The sequence below is a fragment of the Dactylosporangium sp. McL0621 genome, from assembly GCF_049995355.1.
GTDB lineage: Bacteria > Actinomycetota > Actinomycetes > Mycobacteriales > Micromonosporaceae > Dactylosporangium.
The window spans coordinates 9,964,684-9,978,265 of the sequence record NZ_CP188259.1 but is presented as its reverse complement, the minus strand read 5'-3'; the positions used below and the strand labels follow the sequence as shown (position 1 = coordinate 9,978,265).

The window sequence follows — 13,582 nt, the reverse complement described above, 5'->3', positions numbered from 1 at the left end:
TCCGCCACGAGGCGCCACGATTGTCACTCAGTTCGACTCTCAGTCTGAGTGCAGCAGATGGACGGCTCGGGCAGCTACGTGTTGCTGCTAACCCTGCAGACAACCAGGAGATCGCATCTTGTAGCCAGCTGCTCCACTCGATTGCCCGTACGTCTATTGTGCTATCGGCGCTTGGTCGAAAAAATGTCGAGCGACATCGGTCTCAGAGATTGGGTGATTGTGGCCATAAGCGCGGAAACTGATCACATTTCGCTCCCGGAGCTACTGGACGCTATCGTGGAGCGCGCAAAGAACGCAGGCTTAGACCCGAAGGTCGAGCCGGACAATTTTGGAACTAAATACCCAGTTCTTAGGCTTAGCTTGAAGTTTGGCAAAGATAGACGTGACGCGTACTTTGTCGAGGAGGCGTTAGGGGATCTTGCGTCCTACAAGTTTGAGAATTGGTCAGTGCTTCCGAGTATGCGTTCGCTCCTTAACGTCAATGAGCGAAGCATCGTGGTCTTCGTTCGCGGCCCCGGACCGGACTTCTTCCTTTGGCCCAAATCCTTCCCGCCAAGCGAATTCGTTCCCGCAGGCATGAGGTTTTCGACGCCTGCTGGTAGCACCGTTACGCTCCATACTGGCCACGCAACCGCCGCGTTATCGTGTCTCTTCTTTCACGTCGGCTTCAAAAATAGAGTGTTTCCGGCGATCCCCAAGGCTGCGGTCATAATGGTCTCCAGCATCCCCGAAGCGGTGGATCTGACGGGCTCAGGTGCTGTCGAGTTGGTTGAATCAATCACTCGTTCAATCTTTTTCGAAGTCGACCTGCGTTCGAAAGTAATGCTTAGTCTCGAACCGTGGCCAGCCCCTCAATCCGAGCACAAGCAGAACGAGTTGCTGGCGGTCGTGGTTGGATATCCGGCAGTCACGTATCCAAAGGAACCGATGGAACTCTATCGCTATGCGCGATCGGCGCAGCGGATGCCACTGCTGCAGTTTCTCGCCTTCTATCAAGTGATCGAATTCTTCTTTCCGTCCTACGTTAATGCCGAGCGAATTAGGCGGGCCAGGATTGCGCTGCTTGACCCGCGCTTCGACGTGCACAACAATGTATCACTTGGTCGAATTCTGGAGGGCCTGAGGACGGATTTTAAGTCGACCGGGACTGAAAGGGAGCAGATCAGGCTCGCAATCCGGCATTGCATGGACGACGGCAAGATTAAGGAGTTTCTTGATAGTAATCCTGAAACTGCGGCCTTCCTGGCCCTCGACGGCAAACGGGCTAAAGCTGAGGGGGTGTCCGCGTCGCCAGTTAAGACTGAGAATCGGAATTACCCATTAACTGATCAGGTGGCCGATCGAATCTATGACATCCGGTGCCGGGTGGTTCACAGTAAAGAGGACGGTGGTGCTGCGGGTTTCAAGGACTTGTTGCTCCCATACAGTCCGGAAGCGTATCGATTGGATAATGACATAAAGCTGATAATGGTTGTAGCTCAGGCTGCACTCATAGCAAGCGCAAATCGCGCTTCTTGGTAGGGCAGACCGTTACCCCCAGGTATCGATCATGGGTAAACGACCAGGCGACCGGACTGTCCGGCGGTGAAGGTACGGTTTCTAGTCCGTGGACGTCCGTCAGGCAAGATGGGCTTATGCGACTCCTGATCCTCGGTGGCTCAAGGTTCGTCGGCCGGGCTGCTGCTGCGGCTGCGCTTGCGGCCCGATGGGACGTGACGACATTCAACCGTGGACGCTCGGGGCCGGATCTTCCTGGCGTGCATGCGATCCGGGGCGACCGGGGTGTGCGGGCCGAACTGGCCCGGCTTGCGGAATCGGGACCGTGGGACGCCGTTGTTGACACCTCGGGCTACGTACCGCGGGACACGCTTGCGGTTGCGCGCGCTCTGGAGCCGGTCGTTGGCCGGTATGTCTTCGTCTCAACGACGAGCGTGTACCAGGATTGGCCCGTCAAGCCGCTCACCGAAGAGTCGCCGTTGCTCGTGTGCCCCCCGGACGCAGGCCCCGATTTCGGCGTGGACGTCGAGGATGGCCCTACGCGGTACGGCTACCAGAAGTCCGGGTGCGAGTCTGCTGTCCGTGAAGCCTTTGGCGATGCGCGGGCGACCATCCTGCGGCCCGGCGTAATCCTCGGACCGGGCGAATACGTGGGTCGTCTGCCGTGGTGGCTGCGTCGGGTTGCGGCCGGCGGCACCGTCGTCGCGCCGGGGACTCCTGACCGGGCTATCCAAGTGATCGACGTCCGCGACGTTGCGGCCTTCATGGTGCATGTGGTCCAGGGCGGCGTGAGCGGTGCCTACAACGTCACGGCCCCGGTTGGAACTGAGACGTTCGGCGAGCTGCTCGCGGCGTGCGCCAACGTAACCGGTTCGTCGGCCGCTTTCTCGTGGGTTCCTGACGAGTTCCTGCTCCGCCATGGTGTGCGTCAGTGGTCGGAGCTGCCGCTCTGGCGGACGTACGAGGGGACCTGGCGCGTCGACACGACACGCGCGCAGGGGGCGGCCCTGAAGTGCCGACCGCTGCTCCGGACGGTCGCTGACACGTGGGATTGGATGACCCTTGCGGAAGGGGCCCCGATCGACGAGCGGGCGACCGAAATCGGGCTCCCTGCAGACAAGGAGCGCGAGATCCTGGCGTCTGTCTGAGTGTCAGCGTCGCCGACGTCTACTGCAGCGGTTGCGCCGAGTTGCTGGTCTGCCACTCCGCGACTTCGCTAGCCAATCGCTGCGCTTCTGGATCGCGTGACGCCCGGAGGAGCTTGTGTGCTTTGGCCATGCGGCCCGACAGCGAGACGTTGCGCTTTTCGGCCGGCAGTCCGAAGACGTCGGCGAGCGCGGACCGTGCGCCGTCCAGGTCGTTCATGTGCAGGCGGGCGGTCGCAACGTCGATGGCCGTGCCGTTGATCTGCGAGTACGGGCGTCGTGCCGCTGGCAGCCGGTGGTAGTGCTCGAGTGCCTGAAGCGCGTACCGCTCGGCCTCTTCGCCCCGGGCGAGGTCGAGCCAGGACGCGGCAGCGCATGCGGCGGCGCGCGCGTCGCCGAACGCGAACTCCCCGCCGATCTCTTCGCTGAGCTCGTCAGAGTGTGACTCCGACGCCGCCCGGTCGTCCTCGGCGGCGGCAAGCACCTCCCGAACGGAGTGGGCGTCCTCGGTCAGCGCGAACGAGCGCGATGCGATGTACCGCAGCCTCAGGCGCGGCTGTCCGGCCGGGGCGATCCGCAGCCCCTGCTCGAAGTACGCGAGAGCCATGTCCGGCTCGCTCGCCCAGTTCGCCAACGTTGCGTTGAGTCCGAGCGCCCATGCCTGCAACGACGCGTGTCCGGCCAACTCGGCGTACTTGTGGGCGGCACGGGCGAGCGCCGCCGATGTGTCCCAGTGACCCAGGTCGAACGCCGTTGAGGCCATCAGTGCACCCGTCTGACCCACGACGAGGTACAGATCAGCGAGGTCGCTGACGCGGCGCGTCTGCCGGGCAAGGTTCCGCGCGTCCTCGCGGATCCTCCGTGCGGCAGTGAACACGTCGAGCGCCTTGGTATTGCCGGCACGTGCGATGGCGGTTGCCTCGGCACGCAACGAGTCGACCGACTCGCGGTCAGAGCGCGGCCCGTTGAGGAGCGGGTCATCAGCGGCGTCGGCAACCGCGGCGCTCATGACCTCCTCGACGCTCCCGCTTCCGCCACCCCCTCGACCCGCCTCAATGCGGTTCTTCGCTTCGGTGAAGCGCTGGCGTGTGGCGTCGTTGGCGCGGTCCAGCATCGTTGTCAGCAGGTCCTGCGCCATCGGCACAGGCGAGCACGTCGGTCGACTATGCCAGTAGGACACCGTACGGACGGCGACGCCGAGACGCTCGGCGAACTGCTCGTTGGTCAGGCCGGTCGCAGCTTGAAGCGCGCAGGCCAGTTCGCCAGTCCAGCGACGTTCCACGGCCAACCACCCTTCGGAGTTCGGCGGCGTTGCACTGCGTTGCATGCTGTTGCACCGTCATTGCATTTTACGGACTCCATCGAGCGTTGATGCTCAATGCATGACCAAGTACGCACCGGTTCTAGCCAGCCCGTTTGGGGCCGGGAGGCGCCGGGGGAATGCCGTTCTCGCGGGCAACCTTCCGGATGTACGCACCCGTGAACGGGGACAGCCGTTCGACTTCCGTCGGTCCGACCCCGGCCCGTAGCGCTGCCAGGACGGCGCTGATCGCCTCTTGTCTCGCCTCTTCGTGGGCGTGCTCGGTGCGTTCATAGCGCTTGGTCGCAGCCACCAGGTCATCTCGCACATCGCTCATGAAAACAGAGTAGCGCAACCCGCTTGCGCATTAGAAGCGAGTAGCGCTACTGTGTTGCGCAACAGAGAATCGCTTCTCTGGATAGGCCGGAAGAGCCCGGGAACGGCGGCACGCACAGTTGCCGAACGCTCGGATCTCCGTGTCCGCGAGTCCTTTGACAACTCCACAGCGACAGGAAAACCAGCGCGTGCCGCCGTGAGCGGAAATCCTGCGACGACCCCGGTAGGTCCCGGTGAGCGGGCGAGCAAGACCAGTGGGCCGCGCTGCATTCGTTTCCCCGTAAGCACTTCAACTTCAGGAGCAACCGTGATCAACGAACACGGTCCGATGTGCGAGCCGAGTTCCGAGGACCTGGCCGCGATTGAGGACGAGATGCCGCTGATCGAGGCGGAGATCGACTTGGTGGACGTGCAGATCAGGATCATGCAGGCACACGGGCCGGTGGACGACGTGATGGTGGCGCGCCTGCGGCGCTCGCGTGACGCGGTGGTCGCCGAGACGCTGCGCTGGTACGCCCGCCGCTTCAACCTGACGCACCGCGCGGCGTGAGGTGCGGACCGTGAGCCGCATTCGCGCTCGGTACCACGACCCGGACGGTGTCCGGTACGGCATCCCCACCTTTTGGTGGCGAGGCGCCCCGGACGGCTACGCCACCGTTCGCCAGCTCCGCGCATGCGGGTTGCGGCCGGGCGGTCAGCCGGTCGCCGCGCAGATCCTGTGGCGTGGTGTGGGCGGGGAGCGGGTGGCGTATCTGTACCGCCTCGACTTGGCGAAGCCCAAGCGCACCGCGAGCCCCGCGCAGCGCCGCGCGGTCGGGTGTGCGTTGCTGGCTCGCCGTACCTGCTCGACGTGCCGCGAAGTGCGGCCGTACTTCATTCCGCGCTCGCTCGGTGAGTGCCTGGATTGCGCCCAAGGAGGCCACCCCTGATGAAGTCCCGTACCTACACCGCGACCGCCCTCGGCGGTCTGATGCTCGACCTTCGAGTGTCGTTCGGAGCGGTCCGGGTGGTCGTGGAGGACTGCGACCACGCCGAGGTCACGCTCACCGGCCCCGACGCCGACGTCATCGACCACACCCGGTTCGCCGAGGCGTACTCGCGGCTCACGGTGCACGTGCCAGACCCCCCAGCGCTCCACCTTGGCGGCACCGTCCACATGAGTGGCGGCAACGTCGGGATGGTCGCTGGCGTGGTCTACGGCGGCATGGTGATGTACGGCAACGGCGGCCAGGCCGCGGGCATGGTCGTCGGTGGCGTCGGTTCGGCCGGCATCACGGTCGATGTCCGGTTGCCGCTGCACAGTTCGCTGTCGGCCAAGACGGTGGCCGCCTCGGTGGTCGTCTCGGGCGCACTGGTGACCGCCTCGGTGGACACGACTTCGGGCGCGATCGCGCTGGACACGGTCGGCGGCCCGGAGCTGGAGAGCGTCTCGGGCGACATCTCGGTGGCGAACCTGGCCGGTATCGGCTTCATCGAAACCGTCTCCGGCGACATCGACGCGCACGCCGAGCGGCCCTGCGACCTCAACGCCCGATCCGTCTCCGGCGACATCCGCACGACCGGCCCGATCCGCCTCGCCGCGCACACCGTCTCCGGCCGCGTCCGCACCTACTGACAAGGAGCCCACCTGATGCCCACCGCGACCGCCCCGAGCGCGTACCCGCCGCCGATCGAGGCCCTGATGCCGCAGGCCCGCGCACTCGCCGAGCGCCTCGGCGAGACCCCCTCCCGCAACACCCTCATGAAGGAGTTCCGTATCGGCGCCCCCAAGGCCCGCACGGTCCTGGATGCCCTGGCCGCCGAGGCGACCACCGTTCCGCCGGCCGAGCCGGAGCCGCCCGCCCCGCGCCCGCTGCACCTCGTGCCGGACCTGGAGCCCGATGCCGAGCCCACCGAGCCCACCGCCCCGGTCGAGCCGCCCGCGCCCGCCGAGGCGCCTGAGGCGGAGCCGCTGGCCACGGGTGACGGACACCCGGGCGTAAACATCACCGCTGAGCCGGAGCGCATCCCGCACGTCCCGGCGCCGCGCACGGCACGCAAGCCGCGTTCGTGGCCGGTCGCGCTGCTGGCCCTGCCCGCGTTCGTGGCCATCTGGTCCGGGTGGGTCGGCCTCGGTGAACTGACCGGGTTCGGCGTGGTCCACCCGCTGCCGGGCATCCTCGACGCGTTCAGCCTGAACACCGCGATCACGCTGCCGATCGGCGTGGAGACCTACGCCGCGTACGCCCTGGCGGTGTGGCTGACCGGCACGGCACCGGTCGCGGCCCGGTCGTTCGCCCGCTGGTCCGCGATCGGGTCGCTCATCTTCGGTGGCCTCGGCCAGGTCGCGTATCACCTGCTGACCGCCGCCGGGATCACGCACGCCCCTTGGTGGATCACCACCGCGGTTGCCTGCCTGCCCGTCGCCGTGCTCGGCATGGGCGCCGCCCTGGCCCACCTCATCCACGCCAACCACGAGTAGCGCCGCCCGGTGCGCGGCCCACACAGGCCTAGGAACCTCGGCCGCGCACCGGTCCCCATCCCTCCAGCAGGAAGTCAGGAGACCTCCAGCATGACGACCAACGAGCCGGACCGGGACCACCCGAACGGATTCGACTGGAACACGTACGAGAACGAGGTAGCCGACGTCGCCGACGTGGTCGACCTCGGCGCGGCACGCGCTCGCCGCGACGGCGGCGCGGCGGGGCACTTCGATGTGCCGCTCGATGACGAGCCGCAGCCGGGCGGGGTACTGGTCGACGCGCCGCCGGCCGATCGCAGGGGCCGCCGCCCGATCATCCCCACCCGCCTGGTGGGCTGGCAGAACTTCAAAGCCACCCTGCGGGACATCGCCGAGGACGTGTTGCACCGCACCGGATACCACGCCGTCCGTGCCCCCTGGTACGGCGCGCAGGCCGCGTTCTGGGCCAGCGTGGGCGTGTTCAAGCTGCTCGGGCGTCAGCTGCGCTGGTGGTGGGTGTCGGAGCAGTACGGGCTACGGCAGCGGGCGGCCGACGAGAACGACCCGCAGACCTGGTACAAGCTGCACCGCGAGGTCAAGGCCACCCGCACGTGGCGCGGCATCGTCCTCGGCGCCGAGCTGCTCGCGGCGGGCGTCGGCGGGCCGATCGCCTACGCCATGGCCCCGTGGTGGGTCGTCGGCCTGGCCGCCGCTGGCGCGGTGTGTGGCCTGGCCCGCTTCGGCCGCCCGGAGGACAAGCCGATCCTGCGGCCTGCGGTGGTCGCCGGGCGGTACCGGCGGGTCAACCCCGACATCATCCTGCGCGCGTATTACGCCGCTGGCCTCGGCCACCCGGACAAGCCCAACCAGCAGGTGACGTTCGGGTCCACGATGTCGCGCGACGCCACTGGGTCCGGCTCGCAGGTGCTCATCGACCTGCCGTATGGCAAGACGTGGGAGGACGTGCTCAAGGCCAAGGGCGCCATCGCCTCGGGTCTGGACGTGTCCGTGAATCAGGTGTTCCTTACCCGTGACCCGTCCTCGCACCGGCGGCACGTGCTGTTCGTCGCTGACCGCGATCCGCTTGCCATCCCGGCCGGCAAGACGCCGCTGCTGGACGGCAAGGTCCGTGACATCTGGACCGATGCACCGTTCGGGCTGGATGAGCGGGGCCGGAAGGTCACCGTGCAGATGATGTGGAACAGCGTCCTGGTCGGTGCGCAGCCGCGGAAGGGCAAGACGTTCGCCACGCGGCTGCTCGCGCTCTACGCGGCGCTGGACCCGTACGTGCGGATCATCGTCGTGGACGGCAAGATGTCGCCGGACTGGGACAAGTTCCGGCTGGTCGCGCACCGGATGGTGTTCGGGCCGGTGCCCAACAGCCGCGACGATGACCCGGTGGAGCACCTGCTGGAGGTGCTGCGCGAGGTCAAGGCGCACATCTTGGAGGTCAACGACTTCCTGTCCACGCTGTCCACTGTGGAGTGCCCCGAGGGGAAGATCACCCGGGAGTTGTCGCGGAAGTACCCGCAGCTGGCCGTGTGGCTGCTGGTGATGGAGGAGTTCCAGGTCTACTACGAGCTGGACAGCCAGGAGCAGAACAAGGAGATCGCGGCCCTGCTGTCCTACATCATGGCCGTGGGTCCCTCGGCCGGTGTCGTGCTGCTGTCCAGCTCGCAGAAGCCCTCCGGGATCGGCGCCGGGGACGTCGGGCGGCTGTTCAACCGCTACCGCGACAACCACGCCGTGCGCTTCGCCCTCAAGTGCGGCAACCGCCTCGTCTCCGAGGCGATCCTCGGCGGGGAGGCGTACAGCGAAGGGTTCGACGCGTCGGCGTTGCCCAACGGCCCGCAGTACCGAGGCGTCGGCTACCTCTACGGCGCCGCCGACGACACCCCGACCGTGCGCACGTACCTCGCCGACCACGGCGACGCCGAGAAGATCCTGACCGCCGCACGGAAGCACCGCGAGACGGCGGGAACGCTGTCCGGCGCGGCGATCGGCGAGACCATCACCCGGGACATGCGCGACACCCTTGCCGACGTCCGAGGCGTGTTCCTGGGCGGGGAGAAGGGGCTGCACTGGCCGGTGATCGCGGCCCGGCTCGCCGAGCAGTTGCCGGAGCACTACGCCGACATCACCGCCGACGCGATCTCGGCGCAGCTCCGCGATCGTGTACCGAGCGTGAACGTCAAGGTCCGTGGTGAGGTCCTGCGCGGCGCGCGGCTCGCCGACATCGACGGTGCGATCGACCGCCGCAAGAGCGCCTGAACGGTAGCGGCGGCCCTGCTACCGGTAGCGCCGCCGCTACCCCAACCGCTACCGCCCTGGCCAGCCGCTACCCACGCAGGTAGCGGGTAGCGCCAGCGGCCCCTCACGTCCAAAAACAGCCCGTGGAGGCACTTCCATGCCCACGTACGCCGCTACCGCTACCGGTCACCCGGCCGCCGCTGGACTCCTCTTCCTGCTCGTGGTCGGCGTTACGGTCGGTTACGCGCTGGCCTGCTGGCTCTGGCCGTTCGTCCCGTGCCGCCGCTGCAAGGGCGACGGCAAGCGCCGCGCCCTCTTCGGCGGCCGAGCGTTCGGCATCTGCCGCCGCTGCGACGGCACCGGCCGCCAACTCCGCCCCGGCCGCCGCGCCCTCAACTACCTGCGCACCATCAAGGCCAACGACCGCAGCAACCGCACCGGCGGCACCCGATGAGCGCCCTCAACCACCGCCGCATCGGCACCATCCGCCGCCGCGCCGAGCACCCCGAGTGGTGCGCGCAGGGCCACCGCTGCGGCCTCGGCGAGCACCGCGCCGACCCGCTCACCATCGCGGTTCCCGGCCTCGGCCGCGCCACCCTCACCCGCGTCCAGGTCGACGGACGGGAGCACGCCGAAGTGCGCCTGACCGTCGCCCTGGCCGACGACGACCTGACCGCCCGCGTGCAACTGGCCGGCGTCGTGCGAGACCTGCAGACCGTCATCGGCCGCGCGGCCAACGTGCACCGGGCGGCGTGATGACGCCCGCGTGCGACTTCTACCTCGCCGCCCTGCAACGGCACTGCGGCGTCACCGACGGCGTGCGCCACTTCCTGCCCGGCCTGCGCTGCCCGGTCCACACCCCGGCCGCGCTGGCCGGGCGGCCGGAAGCCCCTGGAACGTCGATCCGTTCGGGAGTATCCACAATGGAACATCGTCCTGACTCTCAAGCGTTGCTGCGCAACGCGATCCGATACGCCGAGCACGGTTGGCCCGTGTTCCTGCTCGGCCGTACCAAGCGCCCCCTGGCCAACTGCGACGCCTGCAAGGACGCGGGCGCCGAGCACGACCCGGCCGCCTGCGGCTGCCTGACCTGTCACGGGTTCTACGCTGCGACCACCGACGCCGAGCGGCTCACCGCGATGTGCGCGGCCAATCCGCGCGGCATGCTCGCCATCCGCACCGGTGCGCCGTCCGGCGTCGTCGTGGTCGACATCGACCCGGCGCACGGCGGCCGGATCGATTCCGCCCTGATGCCACAGACGGCCTGTGTGGCCACGGGGAGCGGCGGCTGGCACCTGTACTACCTCCACCCCGGAACGGCTGTCCTGTGCAGTCAGGGCCGCCTCGGTGCGGGCGTGGACGTGCGTGCCGATGGCGGGTATGTCGTGGCGCCGCCGTCCGTGCACCCGCGCACCGGCCGCCCGTACCGGTGGGTCGGTGGCCGGGCGCTGGTTGAGATGCCCCCCGCACTGGTGGAGGCATGCCGGCCGAACGAGGCGCCCGCCGCGACCCCGCCGACCGGCCCGACACTGCTGCGCAGCGCGGGGGGCATCTCATCGCCTCAGGCGCTGCTCAAATCGCACCTTGACGCGGTGGCCAACGCCCCGGAAGGCAAGCGCCGCACGACGCTGTACGGCGCCGCGCGGGGCGTGGCACGCATGGTCGCCGCCGGTGCCATCGACCAGGCCGACGCGCTCGCCGCGCTCGCCGACGCCGGGCGCACGGCCGGACAGACACCCCGGGAGATCCGCAACGCCATCACTGGCGGGTTCAGAGCGGAATCCGTTGCTACGGAAGGGATCGCAGCATGAACGCGACCACCGAAACGCCGGACGGCGCCGCAATCCTCGACCGGCTGCACGCCACCATCACCCGCTACGTCGTGCTCCCCTCGGCCGAAGCCGTTGACGCCGTAGTGCTGTGGATCGCCGCCACGCACGCCATGGCCGCCTGGGCGCACGCGCCCCGGCTGGTCATCCGCGCCCCGGAAAAGCGCTGCGGCAAGTCCCGGCTCCTCGACGTGGTCGAGGGGATGTGCTGCAACCCGCTCATCACCGTGAACGCCTCACCGGCCGCCGTCTACCGGGCGATCGGCACCGACGAGCCGCCAACCCTGCTCGTCGACGAGGCCGACACCATCTTCGGCGGCAAGAACGCCGAAGCGAACGAGGACCTGCGCGGGCTGCTCAACGCCGGACACCAGCGCAACCGGCCCGCCATCCGCTGGGACAACAACACCCACCGGCTGGAAAAGATCCCCACGTTCGCCATGGCCGCGCTCGCCGGGATCGGCGCCATGCCCGACACCATCGAGGACCGCGCCGTTGTCGTGCGCATGCGGCGCCGAATGGCGGGGGAGACGGTCGCACCGTACCGACACCGCCGCGACGGCCCGGTGCTGCGCAAGGTCGCCGTCGAGCTGTCGACGTGGCTGCGCGGTCACCTCGCCGAGCTCGAGCTCGCCGAGCCGGTCATGCCCCTCGAAGACCGGGCCGCCGACACGTGGGAGCCGCTCATCGCGGTAGCCGACCTCGCCGGTGGCGTTTGGCCGGCACGAGGCCGCACCGCCGCGACCGTCCTCACCGCCGAGGCCGAAGACAGCGGACAGGTCTCGACCCGCATCCGGCTCCTGACCGACATCCGCGCGGCGTTCGTCACCCTCGGCTCTCCCGCCGCCGCGACCACATCCGACCTGCTCACCGCCCTCAACGACGACCCCGAAGGGCCATGGCAGGGGTTCGGGCCGACCGGCCTGACCGGCAAGCGCCTCGGCGACCTGCTCCGCGAATTCGGCATCAGCTCCGAGACGATCCGCTTCCCGGTCGGACAGGCCAAGGGCTACGTCCGGGACGCGTTCACCGACGCCTGGCAGCGCTACTGCCCCGCACCTTCCCGGGGGTCATCCGTACCATCCGTACCAACGTCGTTTTCCCAGGTCAACCCTGGTACGGATTACCTCCCTGGTACGGATCAATCCGTACCACCGCATGTCCCTGGTACGGATCAATCCGTACCAGCACACCAATCCGTACCAACCCTGAGCAGCCAAAACGAGCTTGGTACGGATGGTACGGATACCCCGGGGCGACGTCGACGCGGCGGTGTCGCATGAGCGCCTCTCGACGTCGCGCGACCGGCGCGGCAACCCCCTCAGAGCCCCTCACCGCGATCGGCGCTAAGGAACACATCGACATGGATAAGATCTTGCCTCTCCGTGCCGTACAGCGGGCCGCAAGCGGCGTATTGCCGCCCAAGGCTCTGTATCGAATCGCTGAGGCGATGGAACTGCTCAGCCTGAGCCGCACGGTCATCTATGAGCAGATCCGCGCCGGGCGGCTTCGCACCGTTACGCAAGGGCGTACGCGTCTTGTGCCGAGCGGCGCGATCGCCGACTACGTGGCGCTGCTGGAGCGCGAGAGCCTCGGGAGGGCGGCCTGATGACGAAGCGGCGAAGCCGTGGCGACGGTTCCCTGTACTGGGACGAGACCCGACAGCGGTACATCGCGGCGGTGACCATCGGCTACACCCCGGCCGGGAAGCGCATCGTGCGTAAGGGCAGCGGCAAGACCAAGACCGAGGCGCGGCAGAAGCTCAAGGAGGTGATGCGGGACCACGAAGACGGCCTGGCGGTGGCGCCCCACGGCTTCACGGTCGCCGAGGCGATGCGAGACTTCCTGGCCTTCGGCCTGGCCGCCGTCGATCCCAGCACCAAGGCCAACTACACCATCCTCGCTGAGCGGCACATCATCAGCGCACTGGGAGCGCGGAAGCTGCGCGAGCTGAGCGCGCAGGACGTCGACCACTGGCTTGCCGACAAGGCGACAATGCTCAGCACGCGGACGCTGCGCCTGCTGCACTCGCTGCTGAACCGCGCGGTCAACCGCGCCATGGCCCGCGACAAGGTCAAGCGGAACGTCGTCGCGTTGTGCGGCATCCCGAAGGGCCAGGCTGAGGGACGTCCGTCGAAGTCCCTTACCCTGGACCAGGCCAAGGCGGTCCTGTCGGCCGCCGAGGACACCGCGCTCTATGCGTACGTCGTGGTGTCGCTGCTGACCGGCGCTCGCACCGAGGAACTTCGCGAGATCACCTGGAGCCACGTCGACCTCGACGGCCAGGCCGACGCGAAGCCGCCCGTACCGCCGTCCATCCGGGTGTGGCACTCGGTGCGGGCCGGAGGCGACACGAAGACGAAGAAGTCGCGCCGCACGCTGGCGCTGCCCGAGCGCTGTGTCGACGCCCTACGGCGCCACAAGGTCCGGCAGGGTCAGCAGCGGGAAAAGGCCGGCAAAGACTGGCACGCGACCGGCCTGGTCTTCACCTCGGCGGTCGGCACCGCGCTCGACGCGGCGAACGTCCGCCGAGCGTTCCGGGCGGTCGTTGATCTCGCCGGTCTGGCCGCGAAGGAGTGGACACCGCGCGAGCTGCGGCACAGCTTCGTGTCGCTGCTGTCGGACAGCGGGGTCGCCATCGAGGACATCGCCGACCTGTGCGGCCACTCCGGCACCACCGTCACGGAGACGGTCTACCGCCACCAACTTCGGCCGGTGCTACTCAACGGAGCGGTTGCAATGGACCGGATCTTCGCCGAGATCGAACAGTCGTAGCGTAGGGAGT

Annotated in this window: 15 protein-coding genes; 13 read left to right on the top strand and 2 right to left on the bottom strand. The window is 68.1% G+C overall.

The annotated features are described in order from the left end of the window. The first annotated feature begins 183 nt into the window (after positions 1-183). Together ACPPVO_RS47255 and ACPPVO_RS47250 are read left to right on the top strand one after the other, a co-directional pair. The gene (locus tag ACPPVO_RS47255) at positions 184-1,521 is read left to right on the top strand and encodes a hypothetical protein (protein ID WP_426505435.1); all 1,338 of its coding nucleotides are present in this window, start codon (positions 184-186) and stop codon (positions 1,519-1,521) included. A gap of 113 nt (positions 1,522-1,634) precedes the next feature. After that, on the top strand, positions 1,635-2,645 hold the full coding sequence (locus ACPPVO_RS47250; RefSeq protein WP_426505433.1) for an NAD-dependent epimerase/dehydratase family protein: 1,011 nt from the start codon (positions 1,635-1,637) through the stop codon (positions 2,643-2,645). 19 nt (positions 2,646-2,664) lie between these two features. On the opposite strand, the gene ACPPVO_RS47245 is transcribed toward ACPPVO_RS47250, so the two are convergent. After that, positions 2,665-3,924, bottom strand: a complete 1,260-nt coding sequence (locus ACPPVO_RS47245; RefSeq protein ID WP_426505432.1) for a hypothetical protein — start codon at positions 3,922-3,924, stop codon at positions 2,665-2,667. Between the two features lie 121 nt (positions 3,925-4,045). Beyond that, complete coding sequence (locus ACPPVO_RS47240) at positions 4,046-4,279, bottom strand: hypothetical protein (RefSeq protein WP_426505430.1); 234 nt, start codon at positions 4,277-4,279, stop codon at positions 4,046-4,048. Between the two features lie 306 nt (positions 4,280-4,585). Here ACPPVO_RS47240 and ACPPVO_RS47235 point away from each other — a divergent pair, with 306 nt between their 5' ends. The 11 genes from ACPPVO_RS47235 to ACPPVO_RS47185 all read left to right on the top strand — a co-directional run bounded on the left by ACPPVO_RS47235 (position 4,586) and on the right by ACPPVO_RS47185 (position 13,572). Continuing rightward, entirely contained in the window at positions 4,586-4,828 is a 243-nt protein-coding gene (locus ACPPVO_RS47235; protein ID WP_426505429.1) for a DUF6284 family protein, read from the top strand. Between the two features lie 10 nt (positions 4,829-4,838). Beyond that, a complete protein-coding gene (locus tag ACPPVO_RS47230) occupies positions 4,839-5,207 on the top strand; it encodes an RRQRL motif-containing zinc-binding protein (protein ID WP_426505427.1) in 369 nt (122 codons plus the stop codon). Continuing rightward, positions 5,207-5,893: a DUF4097 family beta strand repeat-containing protein gene (locus tag ACPPVO_RS47225; protein WP_426505426.1), complete on the top strand. Its 687-nt coding sequence runs from the start codon at positions 5,207-5,209 to the stop codon at positions 5,891-5,893. Before ACPPVO_RS47230 ends, ACPPVO_RS47225 begins: the two co-directional genes overlap by 1 nt. Before the next feature lie 15 nt (positions 5,894-5,908). Further along, positions 5,909-6,739: an ABC transporter permease gene (locus tag ACPPVO_RS47220; protein ID WP_426505424.1), complete on the top strand. Its 831-nt coding sequence runs from the start codon at positions 5,909-5,911 to the stop codon at positions 6,737-6,739. Positions 6,740-6,829: 90 nt separating this feature from the next. Then, positions 6,830-8,989: a cell division protein FtsK gene (locus ACPPVO_RS47215; RefSeq protein ID WP_426505423.1), complete on the top strand. Its 2,160-nt coding sequence runs from the start codon at positions 6,830-6,832 to the stop codon at positions 8,987-8,989. A gap of 136 nt (positions 8,990-9,125) precedes the next feature. After that, entirely contained in the window at positions 9,126-9,422 is a 297-nt protein-coding gene (locus ACPPVO_RS47210; protein WP_426505421.1) for a hypothetical protein, read from the top strand. After that, positions 9,419-9,724, top strand: coding sequence for a hypothetical protein (locus ACPPVO_RS47205; RefSeq protein ID WP_426505419.1), 306 nt, complete (start codon positions 9,419-9,421; stop codon positions 9,722-9,724). The genes ACPPVO_RS47210 and ACPPVO_RS47205 overlap by 4 nt, the downstream gene beginning before the upstream one ends. Before the next feature lie 167 nt (positions 9,725-9,891). Next, positions 9,892-10,779: a bifunctional DNA primase/polymerase gene (locus ACPPVO_RS47200; RefSeq protein WP_426514821.1), complete on the top strand. Its 888-nt coding sequence runs from the start codon at positions 9,892-9,894 to the stop codon at positions 10,777-10,779. Then, the gene (locus tag ACPPVO_RS47195; RefSeq protein ID WP_426505418.1) at positions 10,776-12,080 is read left to right on the top strand and encodes a DUF3631 domain-containing protein; all 1,305 of its coding nucleotides are present in this window, start codon (positions 10,776-10,778) and stop codon (positions 12,078-12,080) included. The genes ACPPVO_RS47200 and ACPPVO_RS47195 overlap by 4 nt, the downstream gene beginning before the upstream one ends. An 80-nt stretch (positions 12,081-12,160) precedes the next feature. After that, complete coding sequence (locus ACPPVO_RS47190) at positions 12,161-12,406, top strand: helix-turn-helix domain-containing protein (RefSeq protein WP_426505416.1); 246 nt, start codon at positions 12,161-12,163, stop codon at positions 12,404-12,406. Continuing rightward, positions 12,406-13,572 carry a site-specific integrase gene (locus tag ACPPVO_RS47185; RefSeq protein WP_426505414.1) on the top strand — a complete coding sequence of 389 codons (1,167 nt, stop codon included), beginning with the start codon at positions 12,406-12,408 and terminating at the stop codon, positions 13,570-13,572. The genes ACPPVO_RS47190 and ACPPVO_RS47185 overlap by 1 nt, the downstream gene beginning before the upstream one ends. The last annotated feature ends 10 nt before the right edge of the window (positions 13,573-13,582 follow it).

What these genes read in the sequence shown, in the direction of transcription:
- ACPPVO_RS47255 (WP_426505435.1), top strand. Translation starts at nt 184, where the DNA reads ATGTCGAGCGACATCGGTCTCAGAGATTGGGTGATTGTGGCCATAAGC.
- ACPPVO_RS47250 (WP_426505433.1), top strand. Translation starts at nt 1,635, where the DNA reads ATGCGACTCCTGATCCTCGGTGGCTCAAGGTTCGTCGGCCGGGCTGCT.
- ACPPVO_RS47240 (WP_426505430.1), bottom strand. Translation starts at nt 4,279, where the DNA reads ATGAGCGATGTGCGAGATGACCTGGTGGCTGCGACCAAGCGCTATGAA.
- ACPPVO_RS47225 (WP_426505426.1), top strand. Translation starts at nt 5,207, where the DNA reads ATGAAGTCCCGTACCTACACCGCGACCGCCCTCGGCGGTCTGATGCTC.
- ACPPVO_RS47220 (WP_426505424.1), top strand. Translation starts at nt 5,909, where the DNA reads ATGCCCACCGCGACCGCCCCGAGCGCGTACCCGCCGCCGATCGAGGCC.
- ACPPVO_RS47215 (WP_426505423.1), top strand. Translation starts at nt 6,830, where the DNA reads ATGACGACCAACGAGCCGGACCGGGACCACCCGAACGGATTCGACTGG.
- ACPPVO_RS47210 (WP_426505421.1), top strand. Translation starts at nt 9,126, where the DNA reads ATGCCCACGTACGCCGCTACCGCTACCGGTCACCCGGCCGCCGCTGGA.
- ACPPVO_RS47205 (WP_426505419.1), top strand. Translation starts at nt 9,419, where the DNA reads ATGAGCGCCCTCAACCACCGCCGCATCGGCACCATCCGCCGCCGCGCC.
- ACPPVO_RS47200 (WP_426514821.1), top strand. Translation starts at nt 9,892, where the DNA reads ATGGAACATCGTCCTGACTCTCAAGCGTTGCTGCGCAACGCGATCCGA.
- ACPPVO_RS47195 (WP_426505418.1), top strand. Translation starts at nt 10,776, where the DNA reads ATGAACGCGACCACCGAAACGCCGGACGGCGCCGCAATCCTCGACCGG.
- ACPPVO_RS47190 (WP_426505416.1), top strand. Translation starts at nt 12,161, where the DNA reads ATGGATAAGATCTTGCCTCTCCGTGCCGTACAGCGGGCCGCAAGCGGC.
- ACPPVO_RS47185 (WP_426505414.1), top strand. Translation starts at nt 12,406, where the DNA reads ATGACGAAGCGGCGAAGCCGTGGCGACGGTTCCCTGTACTGGGACGAG.